The sequence below is a fragment of the Marinococcus halotolerans DSM 16375 genome, from assembly GCF_000420725.1.
Taxonomy (GTDB): domain Bacteria; phylum Bacillota; class Bacilli; order Bacillales; family Marinococcaceae; genus Marinococcus; species Marinococcus halotolerans.
Genome location: NZ_ATVM01000009.1, coordinates 1 through 24,441 on the forward strand (window position 1 = coordinate 1; position 24,441 = coordinate 24,441).

Annotated in this window: 20 protein-coding genes; 7 read left to right on the forward strand and 13 right to left on the reverse strand. The window is 47.1% G+C overall.

Annotation, left to right across the window (positions count from 1 at the left end; genetic code table 11):
- The coding region (locus tag G548_RS0108025; RefSeq protein WP_022793642.1) for an integrase core domain-containing protein at positions 1 to 300 on the forward strand (300 nt) is incomplete at its 5' end.
- A 65-nt stretch (positions 301 to 365) separates the two neighbouring features.
- On the opposite strand, the gene G548_RS0108030 is transcribed toward G548_RS0108025, so the two are convergent.
- Complete coding sequence (locus G548_RS0108030; RefSeq protein WP_022793643.1) at positions 366 to 1,616, reverse strand: YeeE/YedE family protein; 1,251 nt, start codon at positions 1,614 to 1,616, stop codon at positions 366 to 368.
- 165 nt (positions 1,617 to 1,781) lie between these two features.
- On the opposite strand from G548_RS0108030, the gene G548_RS0108035 reads away from it, so the two are divergent.
- The 4 genes from G548_RS0108035 to G548_RS0108050 all read left to right on the forward strand — a co-directional run bounded on the left by G548_RS0108035 (position 1,782) and on the right by G548_RS0108050 (position 7,330).
- Positions 1,782 to 2,657, forward strand: a complete 876-nt coding sequence (locus G548_RS0108035) for a TetR/AcrR family transcriptional regulator (protein ID WP_022793644.1) — start codon at positions 1,782 to 1,784, stop codon at positions 2,655 to 2,657.
- Between the two features lie 247 nt (positions 2,658 to 2,904).
- Positions 2,905 to 4,377, forward strand: coding sequence for an MDR family MFS transporter (locus G548_RS0108040; RefSeq protein ID WP_022793645.1), 1,473 nt, complete (start codon positions 2,905 to 2,907; stop codon positions 4,375 to 4,377).
- A gap of 191 nt (positions 4,378 to 4,568) precedes the next feature.
- Positions 4,569 to 6,845, forward strand: a complete 2,277-nt coding sequence (gene metE / locus G548_RS0108045; RefSeq protein WP_022793646.1) for a 5-methyltetrahydropteroyltriglutamate--homocysteine S-methyltransferase — start codon at positions 4,569 to 4,571, stop codon at positions 6,843 to 6,845.
- Between the two features lie 65 nt (positions 6,846 to 6,910).
- Positions 6,911 to 7,330, forward strand: a complete 420-nt coding sequence (locus tag G548_RS0108050; RefSeq protein ID WP_022793647.1) for a GNAT family N-acetyltransferase — start codon at positions 6,911 to 6,913, stop codon at positions 7,328 to 7,330.
- 43 nt (positions 7,331 to 7,373) lie between these two features.
- Here G548_RS0108050 and G548_RS0108055 read toward each other — a convergent pair whose 3' ends face one another.
- From G548_RS0108055 to G548_RS0108065, 3 genes are all read right to left on the reverse strand, one after another.
- The gene (locus G548_RS0108055; RefSeq protein WP_022793648.1) at positions 7,374 to 10,037 is read right to left on the reverse strand and encodes an MMPL family transporter; all 2,664 of its coding nucleotides are present in this window, start codon (positions 10,035 to 10,037) and stop codon (positions 7,374 to 7,376) included.
- On the reverse strand, positions 10,034 to 10,486 hold the full coding sequence (locus tag G548_RS0108060) for a MarR family winged helix-turn-helix transcriptional regulator (RefSeq protein WP_022793649.1): 453 nt from the start codon (positions 10,484 to 10,486) through the stop codon (positions 10,034 to 10,036). The genes G548_RS0108055 and G548_RS0108060 overlap by 4 nt, the downstream gene beginning before the upstream one ends.
- 119 nt (positions 10,487 to 10,605) lie before the next feature.
- Positions 10,606 to 11,331: a FadR/GntR family transcriptional regulator gene (locus tag G548_RS0108065; protein ID WP_022793650.1), complete on the reverse strand. Its 726-nt coding sequence runs from the start codon at positions 11,329 to 11,331 to the stop codon at positions 10,606 to 10,608.
- A 259-nt stretch (positions 11,332 to 11,590) separates the two neighbouring features.
- Between G548_RS0108065 and G548_RS0108070 the strand changes: the two genes are divergently transcribed.
- On the forward strand, positions 11,591 to 13,027 hold the full coding sequence (locus G548_RS0108070; protein ID WP_022793651.1) for a carbon starvation CstA family protein: 1,437 nt from the start codon (positions 11,591 to 11,593) through the stop codon (positions 13,025 to 13,027).
- 122 nt (positions 13,028 to 13,149) lie between these two features.
- Positions 13,150 to 14,223, forward strand: coding sequence for an FUSC family protein (locus G548_RS0108075; RefSeq protein ID WP_022793652.1), 1,074 nt, complete (start codon positions 13,150 to 13,152; stop codon positions 14,221 to 14,223).
- Between the two features lie 31 nt (positions 14,224 to 14,254).
- Here the strand turns inward: G548_RS0108075 and G548_RS0108080 are convergent, their stop codons facing one another.
- The 9 genes from G548_RS0108080 to G548_RS0108120 all read right to left on the reverse strand — a co-directional run bounded on the left by G548_RS0108080 (position 14,255) and on the right by G548_RS0108120 (position 24,417).
- A complete protein-coding gene (locus G548_RS0108080) occupies positions 14,255 to 15,895 on the reverse strand; it encodes a thiamine pyrophosphate-binding protein (RefSeq protein WP_022793653.1) in 1,641 nt (546 codons plus the stop codon).
- Between the two features lie 28 nt (positions 15,896 to 15,923).
- Entirely contained in the window at positions 15,924 to 18,728 is a 2,805-nt protein-coding gene (locus G548_RS0108085) for a sensor domain-containing phosphodiesterase (RefSeq protein WP_022793654.1), read from the reverse strand.
- 171 nt (positions 18,729 to 18,899) lie between these two features.
- On the reverse strand, positions 18,900 to 19,835 hold the full coding sequence (locus tag G548_RS0108090) for an NADP-dependent oxidoreductase (protein ID WP_022793655.1): 936 nt from the start codon (positions 19,833 to 19,835) through the stop codon (positions 18,900 to 18,902).
- A 117-nt stretch (positions 19,836 to 19,952) separates the two neighbouring features.
- Positions 19,953 to 20,507: an LPXTG cell wall anchor domain-containing protein gene (locus G548_RS18755; protein WP_022793656.1), complete on the reverse strand. Its 555-nt coding sequence runs from the start codon at positions 20,505 to 20,507 to the stop codon at positions 19,953 to 19,955.
- Positions 20,508 to 20,675: 168 nt separating this feature from the next.
- Positions 20,676 to 21,611, reverse strand: a complete 936-nt coding sequence (locus G548_RS0108100; protein ID WP_022793657.1) for an alpha/beta hydrolase — start codon at positions 21,609 to 21,611, stop codon at positions 20,676 to 20,678.
- Between the two features lie 15 nt (positions 21,612 to 21,626).
- Complete coding sequence (locus G548_RS0108105) at positions 21,627 to 22,058, reverse strand: UPF0158 family protein (protein WP_022793658.1); 432 nt, start codon at positions 22,056 to 22,058, stop codon at positions 21,627 to 21,629.
- Position 22,059: 1 nt separating this feature from the next.
- A complete protein-coding gene (locus G548_RS0108110) occupies positions 22,060 to 22,647 on the reverse strand; it encodes a GNAT family N-acetyltransferase (RefSeq protein ID WP_022793659.1) in 588 nt (195 codons plus the stop codon).
- A gap of 93 nt (positions 22,648 to 22,740) precedes the next feature.
- Positions 22,741 to 23,547 (reverse strand): teichoic acids export ABC transporter ATP-binding subunit TagH, encoded by an 807-nt coding sequence (gene tagH, locus G548_RS0108115; protein ID WP_022793660.1) that lies wholly within the window; start codon positions 23,545 to 23,547, stop codon positions 22,741 to 22,743.
- 60 nt (positions 23,548 to 23,607) lie between these two features.
- Positions 23,608 to 24,417, reverse strand: a complete 810-nt coding sequence (locus G548_RS0108120; protein WP_022793661.1) for an ABC transporter permease — start codon at positions 24,415 to 24,417, stop codon at positions 23,608 to 23,610.
- Between the last annotated feature and the right edge of the window lie 24 nt (positions 24,418 to 24,441).

Sequence of the window (24,441 nt, forward strand, 5' to 3'; positions counted from 1 at the left end):
ACGATGTTGCACAGCGACCAGGGCTGCCAGTACACGTCGTATGCCTTTCAGGAGGCTGCCCACAAAAAAGGCATTATCACAAGCATGTCGCGCCGAGGCAACTGCTTTGATAATGCCGTCATTGAATCCTTCCATTCCTCGCTAAAGTCGGAAGGATTCCGCACCCCGAAAGGGGTGCCCCTAACATTTCCAATTATACTAGAAAACGTGCAGACGTACATGTATTATTACAACTATCAGCGACCCTTGACGAAATTAGCCTTCCACACGCCGGTGGAATACCGGACGGCAGAAGGCTAACGGCTAGGTGCTTTATCTTGTCTCATATTTCTAGGTCAGTGCACGTTCAGGGAGGTTTTTTCGTATTAACAGAACGTGTCTTTTGGCTTTGGTACAGAAAGCCCGAACAACGGCCGCAAAAACAAAGCAAGGAATGTGCCGGCTAATGCAAATACTGCCCATACATAACCGTGTACACTAAAGGAAGCAATGCCTCCAAAGTAAGCACCGATGTTGCACCCAAAAGCGAGCCGCGCCCCGTAGCCCATTAAGAGGCCGCCGATAATGGAAGCAGAAGCATTACCCACCGTTACTTTCGTAAACTTAAACAGTCCGCCCGCGGCTGAAGCAATAAATGCGCCTAAAATAACGCCAAAGTTCAGCACAGTAGTGGAGTCAGCAAAAATTGTCGTCTGCAGCGCCTGCGCACTTTCTCCGCTCCAGTAGTCCCAGCCCGAAGCATTGATACCTACAGCTTCAGCAGCTTTGGACCCCCAGAGTGCAAAGGCGGAAGTAATGCCCCACGGCTGACCGCGCGTAAGCAGAGTTAACGCATTTAATACAGCAAGTACTACTGCCGCAATCATCATTGGCCACGAACCGCGGAAAATGCGTTTCCAACCGCTCGCTGTCGGCAGAGTAGCCATTGCCGGCGGATTTTTCTTTTTATCAATAATTAATGTTACTGCAATTACAGCAGCGAAAATGAGTAAAGATACTATCCAGGCTCCCGTGTAGCCAAGGCCAGTCGAGGTAGCCAGTGAAATCGAACCAAAGGAAGGAGTTTCATCTGTCCAGAACGAAAGGTGATATGCTCCCACGGTAGATCCAACGATAAAAAAGAGCAGCGTAATGAACATGTTCGTCCGACCGCCGCCTACCGCGTATAACGTTCCGGAAGCACAGCCTCCTCCGAGCTGCATCCCGAGACCGAACATGAACGATCCAACGACCACACTCACACCGACTGGGCTGACATATCCGGCCACGTCCCCGCCAAAAAAGGTCGAGCCAACAGCAAGAATTGGTGCAAACAAGGTCACCGCTGCTGCAAGCATTACCATATGGGCCCGGAGCGCCTGCCCGTTACCGACGGACATTAAGCGGCGAAACGCCGAGGTAAATCCAAACCTGGCATGAAAAAGTGTATATCCCAGAAGCAGGCCGATCGTAAGCAGAAGTGGCTGCACGATTGACTGGGTTAATGCAAGATATAACGTTAAAATAGCAAATACGATCAACCCGCCAGTAACCAGCTTATTCTGCGGTGCTCCCAGTTTCTTGGAAGCTTTTTCGGCAGTCTCCTGCTGGGAAACGGGCTGTACTGTTACTGCCATGATAATCCCCCATTCCTATCTTTTTAGTCAGTTTTACGTTATTTATCTTAAATATATTTTTAAAGATAGTCAAAGATCTTGCTTTTCTAATTAAAATCTACTATTATTAAACAGTTGAAACTTAAAGGTACTAAAAAAACTCGATCGTTTTAAGGTGGTGTGGTCATGGATGAAAAGAAAATATACATTCAGCAGACCGCGATGCAGCTTTTCTCCAGTCAAGGCTTTTTTCACACCTCAGTTCAGGATATTGCTGAAGCGTGCCGAATGTCTAAAGCTTCGATTTATAAAATCTTTCAATCCAAGGAAGACATCCTCGCGCAAATTGTAAGAGACAATTTAAATCATATTATTCACCGTGCCAATTACGCCCGCAATGAGCAGTCCAAGCAGCCGAGGGACCAGCTTATTGCCAAGCTCTCAAGAGAAATCGAAGGTCTCGTTGAGCACCGGGAATACGTATGGATGCTTTATCAATCGGCTTCCATTAACAAGCAGTCTGATGATATCAAGGCCCTTCTAAAGCAAGGACAGCTCATTATGGTGAACTGGCATAAAGATACCCTTCTCGAGACGTTTGGTGCCGATATAGAGCCCTTCGTGTGGGATCTTGCCATATGCATGCAGGGGATGAGCAGAGAAATGATTGCATTCGCTGAGAAAGTTGACCGTTACAATTTTGATTTCGAACAGCTCGCCGAAGTATTGGTTACTAATATTGAAAGTATTATCAAACACAAATCCTCCTATGCTTCTGTATTTTCGAGCGAAGATATGGAACCATTTAATCTTCAGGGGCATTACGGGGAGATCGATCAGAAGGAGCTCTGGGACCGGACTATTCAGCAGGTGCGGGCCTTTATTCATTACCGCTTTCCCTCCTATGAAAAAAAGCAGTGGGTGGAAGCAGTAGACCGCTTAAACCAGGAGTTCTACGAATCTAAGCCTGAAATGATTGTTATGGAATCCCTGTTTTGTTTTCTTGAAAAAAAGGAAGACCTACAAATTAATATTAATATCCTGCGGGAAATTATTCAGTAACTCCCCAGTCCCGGTATCGTTCATTTGTTACGGTTTTCTTGCTATACCGGCTTTTATAACTGCACAGTCAAGCCTCAAACCGTCAGCACAAAAAATCAGATGCTTGTTTTCTTCAAAACAACTTTCTTGATTTTTCCTGTAGCTGGCGTTATTATATGCTGATGAAAACTAAAAAGTTCTTTAAAAACCAATTAGTTTTATAAAAATTGATAATCATGAAATGTATTACACTGAAGGAGGGCTTGTCATGCCTGAAGAAGCAGCTACACAAGTACCTGCGAAAACAAGAAATTTAATTATCGCAGTATTTCTTACTGGCGCGTTTATCGCTATTTTAAACCAAACTCTGCTGGCTGTGGCCATTCCAAGCATTATGGCTGATTTAAACGTGAGCGCCAACACAGCTCAGTGGGTAACGACCGTTTTTATGCTCGTTAACGGGATTATGATTCCAATCACCGCTTTTCTCATTGAAAAATTCACCACCCGGGGCCTGTTTTTGTTCGCTATGGGTTCCTTTGCAATTGGGACCCTGTTTGCAGCCCTGTCTCCAACCTTCGGACTGCTTATGGCCGGCCGGGTTATTCAGGGCGTCGGCGCCGGAATTATGATTCCGTTGATGCAGACGTCCATCATGACCATGTTTCCTATTTCCCAGCGTGGCCAGGCTATGGGACTCGCCGGACTCGCCATTGCTTTCGCACCGGCATTCGGCCCTACCCTTTCCGGGTGGGTTGTGGATTCATATTCCTGGAATACGCTATTTTATATTATTCTTCCAATCGCCATTGTGGACATTATTTTAGCGTACTTTTTGCTGAAAAACGTGACGGAGCTTAAACATCCAAAGCTCGACTTACTATCGATTATGCTTTCAACTGCCGGGTTCGGAGGCTTATTGTATGGATTCAGCGCTGCCGGAAACAGCGGCTGGGGAAGTGCCACCGTGCTCACCACTCTTGCCGTGGGCGCTGTTGCCCTGTTCCTGTTTATATGGAGACAGCTGCATGTGGAACGGCCAATACTTGAGTTTCGTGTATTAAAGAACCCTATCTTTACGCTGACCGTTGTGGTTGCCATGGCCTGTTTTGTTTCTATGGTTGGCTCTCAGACTCTTATTCCTCTTTATGTTCAAAACGCACGTGGCTTTTCCGCCCTGGATTCCGGTCTGATGCTTTTACCGGGGGCTCTTTTAATGGGCCTGATGAGTCCTATTACCGGCCGCATTTTCGACAAAGTCGGCGGAAGAGGACTTGCGATTACCGGACTTTCCTTGTTAACGGTCGGCACCATACCGTATATGTTTTTAACAGACGACTCTTCCATCGCGTTTTTAACGGCTATGTTTGCGCTTCGTATGCTCGGCGTTGCCATGGTTATGATGCCGATGACTACTGCCGGACTGAATCAGCTTCCTAATTCGCTGATTGCCCACGGTACGGCGATGACGAACACGCTTCGCCAGGTAGCAGGCTCAATTGGAACAGCCGTACTGATTACTGTCATGTCCCAGAGCGCTTCCGGCGCGGCGAGGGCAGGAGAAGTATCAAGCCAGACCGGCGCTTTGATTCATGGCATTAATGTAGCTTTCTTTGTAGCTTTAATTGCAGCCATAGTCGGCCTTGTGCTTTCGTTCTTTCTTAAAAACACCAGACCCGATACGATGGAAAAGCGCGAAGTGCGCGGAAGCAAAAGCAACACGAAGGAAAGCAAAGCATAGCCACTGCTATTTTAAGCAAAAACACTCTCAGCACTGACTGAGGGTGTTTTTTACTGCTCTAAACGTGAAAATATTCTGTAAAATACCTTGACACTTTAACTCAGAAAAAGATATAGTTTGGCTACATGACTGCCTCTTACATAAAGAATAAGAGGACACTCGAGTACTACTGGAAGGGAGAAAAGAATTTAATGACGACATGGACCAGCAGCAACCTGGGCTATCCACGCTTAGGCGAAAAACGCGAATGGAAAAAAGCATTGGAATCATACTGGAAAGGAAAGCTCGATGAGGGATCTTTTCAACATCAAATCCGAGAACTCCGATTGGATTTCTTGAAAAAGCAAAAGGAACGCGGTGTGGATTCAATTCCTGTGGGCGATTTCTCTCTGTACGATCATGTACTCGATACGTCCGTGATGTTCGGACTTGTCCCGGAGCGTTTTGACGCTTCTGCGGGCTACTCTTCCCTATCTACATATTTTGCAGTAGCCCGGGGCACGAAGGCATCGCCGGCAAGCGAGATGACAAAGTGGTTTAACACCAACTATCACTACATCGTGCCGGAGCTTCAAAACGCAAAGCCGCGCCTTGTAGATAACTACCCATTAAAAGCCTATCAGGAAGCAGCTTCTGAATTAGGTATTGAAGGACGTCCATACCTAATCGGTCCATATACGTTCCTGAAGCTTTCTAAAGGCTACGAAGAACATCAGTTTGAACAGCTGTTTAACGACCTTTTGCCGCTTTACCAGAAAGTGCTGCAGCAGCTGCAGGATGCAGGAGCGAAAAGTGTCCAAATCGATGAGCCGGCTTTTGTTCAGTCTTTTCCTGAAACAGATATTCCGTTAATTCGGAAGGCATATGAATTGTTCAATCGCGAAGTACCTGAACTGGATTTGTTTGTGCAAACGTATTTCGACAGCGTTTCTCATTATAAAGACATTATTGCTCTTCCGATCGCAGGACTTGGTCTTGATTTTGTTCACGGCAAGGATGGCAACTGGGCGAACGTGCAAAACCACGGCTTCCCTTCAGACAAAGTGCTGGGTGCAGGCGTTATTGACGGACGCAACATCTGGAAAGCGGATGTGAGTGCCACTGTCGCTTTCGCCAAGGATATTCAGGCAGAAACAGGCAGTGAACATATTGAAATCCAGCCTTCCTGCAGTCTTCTGCATACACCGGTTACAACCAGACATGAAACCCAGCTTGATTCGCTTTTGCTGGATGCTCTTTCTTTTGCGGACCAAAAGCTTGAAGAAATCAACCTTGTTACACGCACATTAAATGGGGAAGATACGAAGGCAGAGCTTGAACAAAACACTGCCCAGCTTGATCGCGTTAAAAACGCCCCGTGGCGTCAGGAGTCAGCTGGCAGCACTGCAGCAGACATTCCTTCGTCCCGCCCGCTTTCGTTCGAAGAAAGAAGTCCGCTTCAGCAGGAAAAGTTTCAGCTGCCGAAGCTTCCAACCACTACAATTGGAAGCTTCCCGCAGACGCGTGAAGTCCGGGTCGAACGACGCCGGGTGAGAAAGGGTGAAATTTCCGCAGAAGAATACGAAACGTACATTCAAAATAAAATGGAGGAATGGGTCGATATCCAGGAAGAAATTGGTCTCGATGTTCTCGTGCACGGGGAGTTTGAACGTACCGATATGGTAGAATTCTTCGGAGAAAAACTTGGCGGTTTTGCATTCACTTCCAACGGCTGGGTGCAGTCCTATGGTTCCCGATGTGTCAAACCGCCGGTGATTTACGGAAATGTTGAGTTTAAGGAACCAATGACCGTGAAAGAAACCAAGTACGCGCAGACCCTGACCGAAAAACCGATGAAGGGGATGCTTACCGGTCCGGTGACGATTTTGAACTGGAGCTTTGAACGCAATGACATTCCGAAAAAAGAAGTAGCCTTTCAGATTGCCCGGGCTCTTAATGACGAAGTGCTTGCGCTTGAAAACGAAGGCATTGAAATGATCCAGGTGGACGAACCGGCAATTCGTGAAGGCCTTCCGCTAAAAAGAGCAGAATGGGACGAATACCTGGAATGGACCGTACACGCCTTCCGGCTTTCTACTTCTTCTGTCAAGGATACCACCCAGATCCATACGCACATGTGCTACAGCGAATTTCAGGACATGATTGAGTCAATCCGCGCGCTCGACGCTGATGTTATTTCAATTGAAACGTCCCGTAGCCACGGGGAGCTTATCGAAACGTTTGAAACTGCTGTTTATGACAAAGGCATCGGCCTTGGCGTTTATGATATTCACAGCCCGCGCGTACCAGAAGTCGAAGAAATGACTCAAATGATCGACCGGGCCCTGCGCGTACTTCCGAGCAATTTGTTCTGGGTTAACCCGGACTGCGGACTTAAAACACGTGATGTGCCCGAAACGATTGAAGCCCTTAAAAACATGGTCCGTGCTGCAGAAGAAGCCAGAAAAAACTTAGAGCAGCACGCATAATTAATATTACGTAATAAGGCCCGGCCTTCCGGGTCTTATTTTCGTGCAGAAAGGATATCTCACTTATGGCTGTGACTACTACATTTTTAAATAAACGATCCGATTACAAAAAAGCATTTGAAGTTATTCAATCCCTGCGGCCTTCTCTCAGCTGGGAAGCCTTCAATGATTATCTTTCCCGCCACCCTTCGTATCAGCTGTTCGCGTTAAAAGAAGACGGAGCGGTAGTCTCAGTAGCCGGACTCGAGCTTTTGGAAAGCCTCGCCTGGGGCAGACACGCATGGGTTCATGAACTTGTGACGGCGGAAAGCGCCCGGTCGAACGGCCACGGCGAAACTCTGCTCCAGGCTGTTCATCAATACGCAGAAAAACACGGATGCTCGGAAGTGATTCTAGCCTCCGGCCTGCAGCGCACTGACGCCCATCGCTTTTATGAACGGCTTGACTACAAGGCATCCAGCTACGTTTTCCGCCATACTTTATAACGCAAAAGAAACTCTGCCCCGTTTGAAAGGCAGAGTTTCTTTTTTATCGCTGCTGCTTTTGTTTTTTCTTTGGATTCTTTTCTTCCGAGTTGAAGCTGATCAGCGCCGGTATTAACAGCGGCAGTACAATCAGCCCAAACAGCAGCAGTCCGGTAATAACAACCGTAGCTACTTCGAGAAGCGTAAGCACTCCCGACGGAAGCATTGCTGCGAACGTGCCTGACAAAATGATTGCTGCGGTAATAATTACCGTGCCCATTTTAATCATTGCCGTCTGCATGCCTGTGCGCACGCCGGCTTTTGCTTCTTCGTTATACCTGCTTAACAGAAAGATGGAATAGTCCACTCCGAGTGCTACAAGCATAACAAATCCGAAGAACGGTACCGGCCAGGCGATACCTGGATACCCAAGCCCGTTTACAAATATCAACTCTGTTACAGCCATCGCTGTAAAATACGCTAGTACAAGCCCGCCGATAATATAAAGCGGCTGAATAATATTACGGAGCAGAATAATGAGTATCGCAAAAATACCGACAAGAACGATGAGCACTGTCCGGTCAAAATCACTGGAGCTGACCGACTGCAAATCACTGTTCACGCTTGGGACGCCTCCGTATTCAATCGTCGCATCCTCCAGCGGCGTGCCCTGCGTATTCATTTCTACAACCTCTTTAACTTCTTCTGCACTTTGGATTGCTTTTTTGGAATAAGGGTCTGCGTTCAAGCCCACTTCAATGGTCATGCCGTTTTCATTGTCGAATACATAATTGGATGCACCATCCTGAAAATCTTCATCCTCGATGGTATCCTCCGGAAGGTACACGCCGGTGCCCTCAACATAGTTTGCTTCAGAAACCTCGCCGGTAAAGGTTTCAGCACTTTCCAGGCCATCACTGATTTCAGTCAGCCCGTCACGGGAGTCTGACACCCCGTTTTCGAGTTCGCCGAGCGTTTCAGCGAGCTGGTCAAGCTCTTCTGTCTGCTGGTCAAGCTCCTGCTGACCTTCTTCAAGACCACTTTGAATCTCGGTAATCTGCTGACTGATCCCGGTCAGCTGCTCCGAAGCAGCTGACGCTTCTTGAGGGGAAGATGCATTCGCCAGCTGAGTGCTCACCTGCCCGAGCGCCGTATTCACCTCGCCGAGGCCATCAGCCGCATCCTGCAGGGAGGAGTTTTCCGTGTCGCTGCTTCCAAGCTGTTCCTGAATCGCGGCCAGACCGTCTTCAACATCCTGCAGTCCATTTTCAGTCTCTTCAATGCCATCGCGGGCATCACTAATACCCGTGCTCACATCTTCGATCTGATTGTTTACATAAAAATCCTCGATAACATCTCCGGCAGGCCGGGTCGCACTGCGTACTGCCTCTACTTCATCCAAATTGGAAACAGAGCGGTTCAAGTCCTCCACATACGCAAGTGTCTCCGGCTCCATCACCGATGCATCTGATTCAATAACAATCTGCATCGGAAGCGCCTGTCCGGAACCGAGGCCTTCCTCAATTAAGTTCAGACCGGTAACTTCTTCTGTATCCTGGTCAATTTCATCAATTGTATCGTAAGACCGCGAATTATCAAATGTTAATAATAGCGGCACAGTCACGACAGCAACAATGAGAATGGCAAGCAGCGGCCGGAAGACGGACACGCGGCTCAGCCATTTCCATATTTTACTGTCAGCATGACCGTTGTGAAGCTTCGATGGCCAAAACAAAGCCTTCTTCAATGTCAGCATAAAGAACGGCAGAATCGTCCAAAGAACGCCTGTTAATACGACGATACCAACCGCCACACCAACACCGGACTGAAAAACGGAAAAGTTTGCAAAGCCAATCGCCGTAAAGCCTACAAGCACGGCAAGCGCACTGTAAACCATCGTTTTACCGGCTGTTTTATACGTCCGTATGATGGCTTTTTTGTAATCAAGCCCGGCAGCCAGCTCCTCACGGTATCTGCTCAAAAGAAGTATACAGTAATCTGTACCGATCCCAAACAGAACCGCTACAAGGAAAATCTGCGTATAGTTGGAAACCGGAAAGTTAAACCAGTCTACTAAATAAGCGATAATCGACTGACTGATCAAATACGTAAGGCCAACTGCCACAAGCGGTACAAATGGAGTAATAACCGCACGGAACACAACAAACAACAGCGCAAGAATCAGCACTACTGTAATAACTTCCGTACGCTCCAGCCCTTCCTGGCTAGCTTCATTTACCTGCTGGTTTAAAAGTGATTCTCCGGTGACATACATTTCCATGTCCGAAGCTTCGTTCAAATCACGAATTTCTTCGGCGGCATTAACCGCCGTGTCACTGTTTCCTTCAATGGAGATCGGAATAACGACAACATTTTCGCCCGAGGCAACCAGCTGTTCTTCTGTCTCCTCACTGCCAAATGGATCCGTGACCTCTGATACACCTTCAATGTCTTCGTCTTCGATGGAGGTAATCAGCGATTGAATATTCTCCTGTTCCTCTCCATCCACCTGGTTCTCTGTTTGGATTACCGCACTGATGGTGTTACCACCCTCCCCATTATCATCCAGTATCTCCTGGGCCTGGGAGGATGTTTCCTCTTCCGGTATTTGCAGCGTTTCTTTGTCAGCTGCCAAATTCGATAAACTCGGGGAAACGACCGTAAGTACCACGGTGAAGATTAATATTAAAGAAGCTATCCACCAGCGAAACTGTAGTATTGTTTTCATTTTTGCTGTCCACCTTTTTGTAGTATGCTTCGTATTTTATGAAAGGTCTGGATAAACTGCTCCACTTCCTCTTCATTTATGTCCTGAAGCAGATCAGACACATATTCATTTACAAGACGTGTATGCCGCTCATGAGATTTTTTGCCTTCATCCGTAATTTCTACATATTTTACCCGCTGGTCCTCGCTGCTGGGTACAAATTTCACATAGCCATTGTTTTCCATCTTTTTCAGGCGGTTGGACAAAGCACTCTTTCCGACGAGCATCCTGTTTTGTATTTCTGTTGATGTCATCGCTCCGTATTTCATTAAAAAATCCAGCAGCTCCACCTGTTCCGGAGAAATCTGGTTTAGTAAATTATCGGGTATTTCATTTGTTATACGGTTCCTTCCGAGAATCATCACTTCTGCGAACAGTTCCACCGCTTCTTCCATTTTTTGATCCTTCATTAGTACACCCCCTGAACTATATAGTAGTTTACCCCCTGAACTTTTACTCGTCAAGTATTAAAGGCTTGAGAGCTTAAAATTCCCCATTCATACAAAAAAAACGTCCGGATCCGGACGCCTTAGTCGTTCATATGCTCAATGCCTTTGGACAGCACTTTTTCCACGTTCGTTAAATGAGCGCTCATTGCTTCAGCAGCTTCTTCCGGATCCTTTTCATTTATAGCTTTATAAATCCGCTGGTGCTCGTCAAGAAGCCGCCGGAATGAACGTTTTTCTGAAAAGAGCCATGCTTTTCTTGTTTCATACATTGTTTTTTGCATCGTGTCGGAGAGGCGGCCCATCATCTGTGTTAATAAAGTATTTCCGGAGGCCTCCACGATTGCAAGGTGAAAACGGACATCTGCCTGTTCTCCGAGATCATCAGTCCCGCCTGCTGCCTGCATCATCTGCTCCAGCGCAGTACGCATCCGCTCAAGATCCTCCTCTGAACGCCGGACTGCCGCAAGCTCGGAAGCCCCTTTTTCAAGGACATGCCGGACTTCAAACAACTCTTTCATTTCCTGTTTTGAAATGAGGGTACGGCTGTTCATCATTTCTGTAATAGTGGAAAAATCATACTGATTCACAAATGTCCCTTCGCCCTGCCTTATCGTTACAATTCCTACGGCACGCAGGGCACTTAATGCTTCCCGGACGGCCGAACGGCTGACGTCAAATTTTTCCGAGAGTGCGACGACAGAGTCCAGCTTTTCGCCAGGCTTCACTTCGCCCCGCTTGATCATTTCCTCAATCTTTTCCCGGATGACTTCAGCTATTTTTTTTGTTTCAATACGGTCCATGGTCATCACCCGCCCTTCCTTCCGTTCATTATTTACCGCTATTGTACCACCCATAGGACACTCATACTACGGTTTACCCCTATTATAGGTAAGGTCATCACATGGGTAAGACTTGCTTCATTTGAACATGGTTAAAATCGCTTTTCATTGCTATGTGAAAAAAGTTTTGTTTTTTCCATATAGACGATTGTCATTTTGGAAAGAACAAGTTAGAATTTATAACAATGGTTTTCTCTAGTACATTGCAGCAAAGGTGGAACGTTTTATGTTATCTTTCTTTATCGCTATTATCCTGCTGATTGCCGGCTACATCGTTTACGGATCTTTCGTGGAGAAAACGTTCGGCATCAATGACCGCAACAAAACGCCTGCTTATCATAATGAAGGGCATATCGACTACGCTCCTCTCAGCTGGTGGCGCGGCAGCCTTATCCAGCTGTTAAATATTGCTGGTCTCGGGCCGATTTTCGGGGCGCTGCTCGGAGCACTGTACGGGCCAATCGTATTTTTCTGGATCGTCCTCGGTACCATTTTCGCTGGAGCCGTACACGACTATTTTTCCGGCATGCTTTCTCTTCGCCACAATGGCGCCCAGTTTCCCTCCCTCGTAGGTAGATATCTTGGCCGCCCGATGAAGAGCTTTATCAATATCGTAAGCATTTGTTTAATGATCCTCGTAGCCGCCGCCTTTATCGCCGGGCCGGCCGAATTAATTGCAAGCCTGACACCGCTCAGTTTTCTCACCGCCATTTTTGCTATTTTTGCATATTTTTTACTGGCTGCCCTGCTTCCAATTCAGCGGGTGATCGGAAAGATATATCCTCTTTTTGGAGCGGTACTTATCTTTATGGCAGTCAGTATTGCCGGCGCCCTGGTGTTTTCTGACGTAACGATTCCAAACGTTACACTTGCCAATCTTCATCCCGATGAGCTGCCGGTATGGCCAATGGTAATGGTGACTATTTCCTGCGGGGCCATTTCCGGGTTTCACAGCACCCAGAGCCCGATTATTGCCCGCACCCTGAAAAAGGAATCAGAAGGGCGGAAAGTATTTTACGGAGCTATGATTGCCGAAGGCATCATTACCCTCATATGGGCCGCAGCCGGTATGGCCTTCTTTGGAGGTACTGGCGGGCTTCAGGCAGCCATAGCCGCCGGAGGCCCGGCCGGCGCCGTCAACGAAATTTCTACGAGCCTTCTTGGCACACTCGGCGGGGTACTTGCCGTTCTTGGCGTTATTTTGCTTCCTATTACTACAGGCGACACAGCCCTTCGTTCTTCAAGGATGATGCTTGCAGAGCTCGTGGCAAACACTGTATCTCTAAAAGGAAAACCGCTTTTAATTCTTACTATTATTCCGGTCGTTATCCCGGCCCTGTTTTTATCCATGATCGATTACTCATTTTTGTGGAGATATGTAGGGTGGACCAATCAGCTCGTCGCTACTGTGATGCTTTGGACCGGCTGCATGTACCTGCTCTATGCCGGCAAAAACCATTTCATCTGCGGCGTGCCGGCGATGTTTATGACAGCTGTCGTCTGCTCCTACATCTTTTACGCCCCGGAAGGTCTTGGTCTTCCGTACGGCCTTTCCATGACGATCGGGGCCGTACTGACTGTGTTCGTGCTTGCCTGGTACGTTTTTAAAGTAATCTCCGTTAAACGGCAGGCAGCATATGAACAGGTCGAAAAATCTATATAAATGCTTTTGGCTGCCTGCTGTTGCGGGCAGCTTTTTTGGTGCAGGAGAGGCTGATGAAAACGCTGCACGTTCATGCTACACTAAATAAAGACTTGAAATTTTTATAAAGAAGGCGGCTTACCATGCACTACTGGAGAAAAATTAAGCGGCGGTTCATCGGTGGCAGACTGATCAAGACTGGTATAGCTGTTCTGCTCACTGCCTTTATATGCGGCATTTTTGATCTCCCGCAGGCTTTTGCCGTTATAACAGCCATAGTAACTCTTGAACCGACAGCAGCAGCTTCCATACGTAAAGGTGCCCAGCGGCTTCCTGCCACCGTCATTGGGGCAGCTCTTGCGATGATGACCGTTTATTTATTCGGGCCCACCCCGGTAACGTATATGATTGCTTCTGTATTAACACTTTATTTCTGTAATATGCTGCGGCTCCGGGACGGAATGCTCGTCGCAACAATTACGGCAGTGGCAATGATTCCCACAGCGAGCGATCATTATTTTTTAACTTTTGTAGAGCGTGTCGGCACGACATTTATCGGCCTTGCGATTTCTACAGTTATTAATTTAACGATTCTGCCTCCAAAATTCTCTTCTCTGCTCGCAGAACAGAATCGAAAAATGTTTGTGGAGACCGCTGAAATTTTTGAGCTGCGGCTTGAAGAAGTAATGAACGGCCGGCGTCCGTCTGCACAGGTAATGGAAAAGTATCATCAGCTCGAAAGTGACCTGGAGCGGGCCATTCAGCTTTCTTATTACCAGCAGGAAGAATGGAAATACCATAAGAAAAAGGATACAGAGGCAAGAAGGTTCACCCAGGAGCAGCGCCAGCTCCATTTTTTAGAGCGCATAAGCTATCACATTAATCGTTTATTTAATTTCGAAACAGATGACTACACGTTCACAAAAGAAGAGGTCCAGCTGATCGGCGACATTATTCCGGCGATGTCACAAACGATTCATCACTTTGGAGAACGCATCTCCGATGAGCAGTTCAGGCTGATTGAACGTCTTGACCGGTGCTTCTGGAAAAAACGCCAGCATGCATCGCGGCCGAACATAAAAAAATATCATCATCATTTTTCTACAGACGTTATTATTATCTTTGCCCTTTTATCTATTCACGATGTCCTCGAAGAGCTCGAAGAACTTCATTTTCCCGAACAGCCCGAACCACAGCAAACGCCCCGGCCTTCATAAGGCACGGGGCGCTTCGTTTATCAGTGTTTTTTTAAATTTTGCTGAAGGAGGATAAAAATTTCACCCTGTCTCCCATCGGAGGTGTCTGTTCATCAACAAGCTGGATTTCCAGTACCGCCGGGCAATTGTCTGAACAGAGACTTTCGTAAAGCCCGGGGGTGATATCATCCATGGAACGGACCGTGGCATACTTTACCCCCATCTGTTCTGCGATAGCTGCCACAGGCACCATCGATTGTTCAAACCGGTCATGCATTCTTCCGTATTGAAGCCGGTGCCCGTGATACACCATCCCGAGCCTTGCATTGTTCATCACAATAAAAAGAATGGGCAGCTGATACTCTTTGGCGGTCAGTACTTCCATCCCATGCATAAAAAAGCATCCATCTCCGGTAATACTTGTAACAGGACGGTGTGGTTCGGCGAGTTTTGCGCCAAGCGCATTGGAAATTCCCGAACCCATGGCACCAAAATGGACGTTGATGTCATACGTATCCGGTTTTTTCACTTCCATGTAATGGATCACATAGCTCATAAACTCCCCAATATCCACCGTAAAAAGCGTGTCCTCCGGCATATGGGACTGGAGCTGCTGAAGCACGTTCTGGGTTTCGAATTTTTCGTTTACAGTTTTCGGCGGCCCCCCTGTCTGCTGACGCCCGGATTTGCCTTCTGCTGGAAGACGAAGCCGCCTGTTTATTTCTCCGATCGTTGTGCGCACATCCCCAAGCAGGGAAATATCCACTTTATATTTGCGGTCAAATACCGTGGGATCATAGTCAAGCTGAATCATAAAACGATCAGCGGCCAAAGCTGGATTCCAGTTATTCGTAGCTGTTTCTCCGAGACTTGAGCCTATAACGAATATAATGGAGTGATCGCTGTTTTCCATTACTTCCGTAGCTGATTCGTGCCCGGCAAATCCGTACACGCCACGCGCGTTTGGGTGATCTGACGGTATAAGCCCTTTCGCCTGAGGCGTAGTAACGACCGGCCAGTCCAGATAATCCACCAGATTCATAACCTCAGGCAGGGCATCTTTTGCCCCCTGTCCAAGGAAAACGATCCCCTGGCGATTACTGGAGAGTATGCGGGTGGTTTCCGATACATTGCTTTCCACCGGAGACAGCCGGCGCTTGGCCGGATATTCGAGCAGCTCAGTGCTCCCTTCGAGCGTAGATAATTGAATATTGATCGGGATCGCTACGTGCACTGGTCCGGGTATGCCGGCGAATGCTTTACATACTGCCTCCTTGAACACTTCGCGTACTTCATGGATACTTTCCACCCGGCGGCTGTATTTGGTCACCGGAGTAAACATCGGAACAACATCAAGCTCCTGGGAAGCATTCAGGCCAACCGTTGATGTCGGCACAGAGCCGGTAATAAAAAGCACGGGAGTCTGCTCTCTCATTGCATTAGCTGCTCCGGAAAGAAGGTTTGTCGCTCCGGGTCCGCTGCTTGCTATACACACTCCAAGCTTATCCGAACGCTTCGCGTAGGCGGAAGCCATATAGCCGGCCGCGCCTTCATGCTTGGTAATAACCGGCGTAATATCGCCATGTTCATACATCTTATCAAAAAGTGCGTTCACCGATCCCGCTGGTATACCAAAAACATAGTCCAGGCCGTCCTGCCGCAAATAATCAATTATCCACTGAGCTGCTTTCATTCTGTTTTATTCCCCCCACTAAATTTTACTAGTTATTACAAAATCCAGGTATTTTACTCGCCTGTACTGGTTTACTATACAGGAAACCCTGAACTAAATCACATTTATTCGCCTGCAAAAACTTCTGCTGTTCAAGCGTTTCCACCCCTTCAGCGATCACGTGAAGGTCCAGGCTGTGAGCAAGAGCAATAATCGTAGTTGTAATAGGGGCGGAGCTGTTTTCTGTCTTAATGTCATCAATGAATACTTTATCAATTTTAAGCGTATCAATCGGAAATTCCCTAAGATACTGCAGTGAACAGTACCCGGTGCCAAAATCGTCTATTGAAATACGGACTCCGATATTTTTCAGCCTTTTCATGGTCGTGACCGTTTCTTCAGTATTTAACAGCAGAGTGTTTTCCGTGATTTCTATTTCTAAAAACTCGGGTGCAAGCCCTGTCCGGTCAAGTACCTCTCTCACGGTATCGACCAGGCATTCACGCTGAAACTGCTGGGCGGAAATATTTACCGCTACGCGCAGGCTGCAGTGGCCCTGCTCCTGCCAGCTTTTCGCCTGGGAGCAGGCCTCCTCCAAAATCCATTCGCCGATGGTTGTAATTAAGCCGGTGTCTTCAGCTATTGGAATGAACTCTGAAGGAGATATTTTTCCGTGAACCGGATGATTCCAACGTACAAGTGCTTCCACGCCGATAACAATGTTTTTACTTAAACGCACCTGCGGCTGGTAAAACAGTTCAAGTTCCTTGTTTTCGAGCGCCCGGTACAAATCATTTTCAAGCCGGATTTTTTTCATGTCCGGCCCCATCTGCTCAGACGAAAACGCCCGGTACGTATTGCCGTTCATTTCTTTCGCTTTATGCATGGCCGAATTGGCATTCTGAATCAAGTCATCTGCTAAATGGCCGTCCAATGGGAAGAAGCTGATACCGATACTCGGTTTTACATACACTTCCTCCCCTTCGAGATAAAACGGGTTGCGGAATACGCGCAGAATCTGTTCTGCAGTTGTCGTAGCCTGCGCCATGTTTTCAAGCCTTGGAAGAATTAAAATAAACTCATCTCCTCCCTGGCGGGCCACAGTCGCTGCACCGCTTACCATCTCCTGAAGGCGGTAGGCAACTTCAGTTAATAATTCGTCTCCCCCGGCATGGCCGAAACGGTCATTGATTTGTTTGAAACGGTCCAGGTCGAGAAATAATACAGCAATTTCCTGGTCATGCTCTTTGGCTTCCCGAAGCGTCTGACTCAGGCGGTCATGCACGAGCATCCGGTTTGGAAGCCCGGTCGTTCCATCATAATATGCATAGTATTCAATCCGCTGCTCCATTTCTTTTCGTACCGTCACGTCTCTGACCGTTAATACGTACCCGACCACAACGCCTTCTTCAATCTGGCTCGAAATAGTGTATTCAAGCGTCACCAGCCCTTTTTCAGGATGGCTCATATACGCTTCCCCGCTCACCGGCTGCACGGCATCCGAGGACAGGTAAGAGGCAAAAATATCAGAAAGGGCTCCTTCATCGTTTTCTATATGCTCCAGAATCTCCTCGTAGGACTGAATGCTGTGAAATAGCTGGGTGTCTGCTTCAAGCATGTGCTCAGCTGCTTCATTGGAAAACATGACAATTCCTTCCAGCGAAAAACCGATGATGCCTTCATCCACCGTGTTCATAATCAATTCTTTTTCCGTATTGATTTTGCGCATCTCTAAAATCAGCCGCTGGAGCTCTTCATTCTTGCTTTGTATTTCTTCAGTCCTTCGTGCAATGATGCTTTCCTGACTCTCAAGGTTGTATAAATGAATCAGCACTGGCGCAGTGGCATTAACGATGGACTCCACCCGGCGCTGCTGGGCTTTTGTGTACTCGGCCGGCTGTTCGCCAAGATGAGCAACTACGATCACACCAAGAACACGGCCGACAGAAATCATCGGTACCATAAAAATACTCTTGATATTAAACACGTCGCAGATTTCCTGAAATATTCTATTTTCTTTTGCAACATCCTCGACAAAAAGCGGCTGTTTTGTTTGAACGACCTGCTGAAAAAGCTTGTCGTTCGTCTGATCCATCTGCATTCGTTCGTGAATGTTTAACCATTCATTCTGCTCAAAGTCGCTTCTTCGGCTGAGCTTTGAAGGCATGACTGTTTCTTTGGAAACAGGATCAATGATATGAAGACTCACATTATGATTGTTCAGCTCATCGCCGATATGACTAAAGCAGACATCAATCGCCGAGTCAGACGTCTGTGAATGGGCAAGCAGTTCCATCACCTCGATGAGAGTCTGCTTTTCATGCAGGAGCTCCTCAATGTTATGCATTGCCTGGCTGTTACGAATAGCTACAGCAGCCATGTGTACATAAGCTTCCACTGTTTCAATTTCAGATTCTGTTAAATTCATCGGCACCCCGTAATCAAACAAATAAACGAGTCCGAATAATTCGTCCCCGTGGGAGATCGGGACTGTAAGCACCGACCGGATCTGGAAGAAATCAATTGTTCTGGCATCCGGTCTGTTATCTTTAGACGTATCAGCAATATAGATGGACTGCCGGGAGTCGATCACTTCGCGGGCCAGATGGTCCACCTGTGGATCGACGACATGCTGGTCTATAGTCATGCCGCTCAGCACTTCCGGCTTACTGACATAGCCTCTGTAACGCTCCCTGTCTTCCGGGAGATAAATACCAACCGCATCGCATTGGATAATTTCTTCTGATATAGCTGTTACGACGTGTTCAAGAAGTGTTTTAATGTCTAAATTGGCATTAATCAGTCGTGTAATCCTAGCAAGACGCGTATAACGATTGTGTTGTCCGTTTGACATCGAATCGCCCCTGTCTGTCGATGATTCCAAAGCTTTTATCTATATTATGCACTAATATTTCAATAGCAGGAAAATTTTTTCTTTATTAAAGTCCTATTTTTCTCTGCTATCCCCCTGTTATGTAGAGGCCGTTTTGTCTCTCTCAGGAAACAGAAACGCCCCATTAAATCTCTAGCGGACCTTAATGACTATTTTACCACGGGCACGCCCTTCTTCGCTTTCTCTATGTGCTGCCCTCAGACCTTTTTCTGAAAATTTGTGCTTGCTGTTAATTTCCACACGCAATGCACCTTTATTATACAGTGACGTTAAGCGCCGGAGCTTTTCGCCCTCTTCCTGCAGCCACACAAACCCGGCAGTAATACCGGCTTCTTCTGCTTTTTCCTGAGAAGGCGGGGCAGCAACCGAAGCAAATTTTCCACCGGTACGAAGCACCCGGAAGCTTTCCTCATGGACACTTTCTCCCACTGTATCTAATACCATATCATAGTCTGAAAGTATATCCACTACATTTTCTTCTTCATAATTGATTGCCACATCGGCACCCATCTGCTTCAAAAATTCCTGATTTCTGCCGCTTGCTGTAGCCGCTACATAGGCTCCCATATCTTTAGCCACCTGTATCGCAAAATGCCCGACGCCGCCAGAGCCGCCCTGAATAAGCACTTTACTCCCTTCAGTGATTTCTCCAAATTCGAGCAGGCACTGCTGGGCGGTCATTCCGGCGAGCGGGATCCCGGCAGCCTCTTCATAGGACATAGGCTCAGGAATAGCTACTAACAGGTCTTCATCCACCAATGTCTGTTCTGCATAAGTACCGCGTCCTGTTAATTTCGGCCGCGCAAACACCCTGTCTCCTGGCCCAAAGGCCGTGACATCTTTTCCTGCTGTCCGGACAACGCCTGCTACGTCCCATCCTAAAATGATAGGAAATTCGAAAGGGATGTCATCTTTCATGTAGCCTTCCCGAAGTTTCCAGTCAATTGGGTTGATGGAAGTGGCGTACACATCCACAAGCACCTGTCTGTCCCCGGGTGTTTCCGTTTCCATTTCTTTTTCCACAAGCTGTTCAGCACTTCCGTATTGTTCGATCACAATTGCTTTCATTATGAGCCTCCTCTCCTACATTCCTCATACCTTTTACTCCTTTAAATGAAACACGTAATAAAATGACCGCTGTATCTAAGAGCACAGCGGTCAGGGAATAGGATATGTGATTATTTATTAGTGGGACGTCACCCGTCTGCGTACAAGTAAAAGAGCTCCCAGACCAGCTACTGCAGCTCCTGCTAAAGCCCAGGCCGGTTGATTTGTAGCTGTTTCCGGCATCTCGCCGCCTTCTTCTGCAGATTCTTCAGTCATATTTTCATCAGAAGCTTCTGTGGAAGCAGCTTCTTCTTCAGCGTTCGTTTCTTCTGTAGTGCCTTCGTCGGAGGAAGAGGATTCTTCTTCTGTCACTTCTTCTTCCGTAGTAGAAGTCGTATCTTCTGAAGTGTCAGCGGAGGAACTGTCATCTGTTGTTTCATCATTATTTGAGACTGCGGCGTCAAATTCACCTTCCATGCCTTCCGTCAAATTTTCACATGGCAGGTTATCGTTATCTGCGTCTAAGTTATGTGGATCGTTTTCTGGTCCGTAGTTATTTTCTTCCCAAAAGGCCAAAACTTCTTCTCCATCACTAAAATCCGCACAGTTCTCATCGTCTGCAGACACGGGCGCAGTGATCCCCAATGAAATTATCCCGGCGCTAAACAGACTCACTAACCATTTTTTCGACACACAAATTCCTCCTCGTTTAAGTACATATACCCATCCCCTACTATTATATTAGGCAATAACTTGTGAAATAACAACATTTTTTTGTATTATATGTAAATTTAATTTACATATAATACAAAAACCTCCTGTATAAAGATTATACAGGAGGAATTCCTTATTATTTTTCAGTTATTCCGCCAGGACGTCTTTTACAGGCTCTAACGCGGCGAGAAGCTCTTCGTCAACTTCCGGAAATGCCCTTGTCCAATGAAGAAAACCGTGGATCATGCCTTCCGCCCGGCGAAGGCTTACCCTTCCGCCTTCCTGGTCAATAGCTTTAGCGAATGCCTCTCCTTCATCCCGGAGCACATCATTTTCAGCAGTAACGATATGAGTAGGCGGAAGTTCCCCAAGGCGGTCAAAGGCGAGCGGCGCAAGATAAGGATTCTCCTCATCTTCCCCATCGGCATACTGCTCCATAAACCATTCCAGATCCCGGAGCGACAAGCCGTAGCCACCAGCAAACATATCAACCGAAGGAAAATCATGTTCCCCACTGACGCTTGGGTAAAAAAGCAGCAGCGTAGCCACCCTCGGACCGTTTTCCTTCAGCGCACGTATAGCAGTTACTGCCGCCAGATTACCACCGGCGCTGTCTCCGGCCAGAGCGATTCTTTTTGCATCCAGATGGTGCGGTTCCGCGTTTTCGACCAGCCAAAGCAGCGCATTGTACGCATCCTCCGGCGCTGCCGGAAACGGATGCTCCGGAGCCAGCCGGTAATCCACGCTCACCACTGCGCAGTCCGACTCTTTGGCAATAGCACGGCAGATGTGGTCGTGGGTCCCGATATTTCCAATCACAAATCCTCCGCCGTGGTAGTAAACCATAGTTGGGTAGCGGTCCATCTCAGTATCCGGATAATATATCCGAAGCGGTATTTCCCCGTATTCCCCGGTGGTCATCACATCCCGGAGACCGCCGGCTTCATCGACGTTAACATGGGAGGTGATAACGTCAATACTGTCATTGAACTGGCCCCGGGCCTCGACCGGCGTCAGCTCATGCATCTGCATCATGCTTTCCTGCTCTTCTAAAATTGCCTGCAGTTCTTCGTGCACAGCCATATTATCTGCCCCCGCTTACTCATCTGCTGCATGAATCGCATGTTTTTCGTTCAGCTCATTGTAATCGAGCTGGAGCAGCTGAAGCCAGTCCTGTACGTATTTTTTGGCATTATCCCGTTCGAACTGCTCCCATTCATTTTCGAGTCCGAATTCTTCCACTTGTTTTTCAAAGGATAAAAAACGATCCTCTTGTTCCAATGCTTTTTTTAGGGACTCTTCTTTATCATCCGGCTGCTTCGAGGCAAAGTCCTGCATCAGCCGTGTGCTTTCTGCTTTTGTAATCGTCGGGATAGCCACAAGATTCGCGCTTTCCTCTGAACTCCAGGAAAGCGGTGTGTCTTCAGACACCGTTTCTACAAAAACGAGTCCTAGCTTTTTATCCAAAACGAACATAAATTCATCAAACTGCTGCAGGTATGCTTCTACTAAATCATCCATCAATGCCATATTATTCGTGCCCCTTTTTCTTGATTTCAATTCTTTCCGTTAATTTCGCTTTTACCTCCGGCCATTCCTCTTTTATAATGCTGTAGACAGCTGCATTGCGCACACGCCCATCCGGTAGCTTGCGCTCATTACGCAGAATGCCTTCTTCGGAGGCGCCCAGTTTTTGAATGGCTTTTCTGGCGGCTTTGTTTTGTTCATCTGTTTTAAACTGTACACGAACAACCCCCAGGGTTTCAAACGCATATGTGAGAAGTAAATATTTGCATTCCGTATTTACGCCGGTCGAACGCACACTTTCACTGTAATACGTAGATCCAATCTCTGCTGTTTTCCGCTGCGGGGAAATATCATAAAGCCTGGTCGACCCCACAATTGCGCCGTCTTTTTTCCGTTTCACAATAAATGGCATCGTATCTCCCTGCTGATGCAGCTTCAAAGCTTCTTCAATAATCCGCTTCATATCATGTTTATTATGCATCTTTCTCGTCATGTATGTCCAATTGGACGGCTCTGAAGCTATTTCAAACAATGAGTCTGTATGTTTTTCCTGCAGCAATTCCAAGTCAAACTGTTCTCCTGTCAACCGCAATGTATTAGCTCCATTCCCTTTAATGAGATGTGTTCATCATATCACTCCAGGCCCTGGGCCAAAAGCAAAAAGCAGCACCGCCCGGGATGCTGCTTACTGTGTTACTGCCCGGACAGCGCTCTGCTTTTCAAAGCCCCGGTTCCGGAATGCTTTTTTCTCTTTCGGGGTAAAAGCATTATATTCTTTAAGGAAAGCTTCATATTGTTTTAATATTTCGGAGGCTTCTCCTTCAGCTTTTACTTCGCCAAATTCAAGCCACAGTATTTTATTGCAGAATTCTTTCATCTGCGTCAATGAATGACTGACAAAAAACATCGTTTTGCCACGCTGCTTAAATTCGTGCATTTTATCCAGGCATTTTTGCGCAAAGGCTTTGTCCCCTACTGATAAAGCTTCGTCTACAATAAAAATATCCGGATTGACTGTAATCGAAATAGCGAAGCCAAGCCTTGACTTCATACCGCTTGAATACGACTTTACCGGCTGATCAATGAACTGCTCAAGCTCGGAAAACTCGATAATATCCGGCTCCATCTCCCGTATCTTCCGCTTGGAAAAACCGAGCATCAGGCATTTAAGCTCGATATTTTCCCGTCCGGAGAGCTTTCCGTTCAGCCCGGTGGAAACAGATATCATCGCCGCCTCCCCATTCGTCTTTACCGAACCCTTCGTCGGCGGAATGGTCCCGGCGATAATATTGGAAAGCGTCGACTTTCCGGAGCCGTTGACTCCTACAAGTCCGATAATATCCCCTTTGTCTGCTTTAAACGAAACATTACGCAGTGCGTAAAACTCTTCCCCGTAGCTTTTTGGCAGCAGCAGGTCCTTCAGCCGTTCGGCATGCGTATCATACAGCTTATATTTTTTTGAGACATTTTTGACTACGACGGATTTTTTCATTTGTTCTCCCCCGTCTCTATCCTCAATTGTGTGATTAATAAAACTCTTCGTCCTGCCGGTTTACAGAAAATCCACAAAGTGCCGGCGGAAACGCACATGCAGCACAGCTCCGATACTAAAAAGCACAAAAACCAATGCCCAGAAATAAAGGGTGTAGCTGACGTTTGTGATGAAGTACCATTCCCCGTAAAAGAAGCTTGCCCGGTAGCCCTCCACCAGGTAGTACATCGGATTAATCTTCATCACAGGAATCAGCCAGTCAGGCAACCGGTTATCCATCGGCCACAGTATTGGGGTTAAATATAAAAACACCCGGATAGAAGATTGTATAAATACTTGAAAATCCCGGACAATCACCGTAAGCGTCGAGGTGATCATTACCACGCTGATCACAAGCAGAATAGCCGCCAGAAGAAAATACGGAATTTGAATATAGTACACGCTGATCGGATGTCCGGCAAACTGCATGTAAACAATCGTAATCCCAAGCAGCGCCAAATGCGGAAAAAGTCGCGAGATCACCACATAGGCTGGAATGATGCTTGTTGGGAAATTCATTTTGGAAATCATTTTTATCTTTGAAAAAATAGCTTTTGACCCATTGGTTACTCCCGGCTGGATAAAAAACCACAAAATAATGCCCGCAAGCATCCAGGTAAGAAAAGGAATACCATCTACGTCGCTCCGCTGGCGGATCCCATAGCCAAATGCAAACCAATAGATGGCGATAAACAGAAGCGGACTGATAATTTCCCAGAAGGATCCAAGGTAATTGCTTTTGTTTTTAATTTTTGTTTCATATACCGCCAGCCGATTGATCAGCGGAATGCTCGTCCATAATTCTTTCGCCACGGTTCGTACTGCATTCATATTGTTTCCCTCTTTTATCCTCTG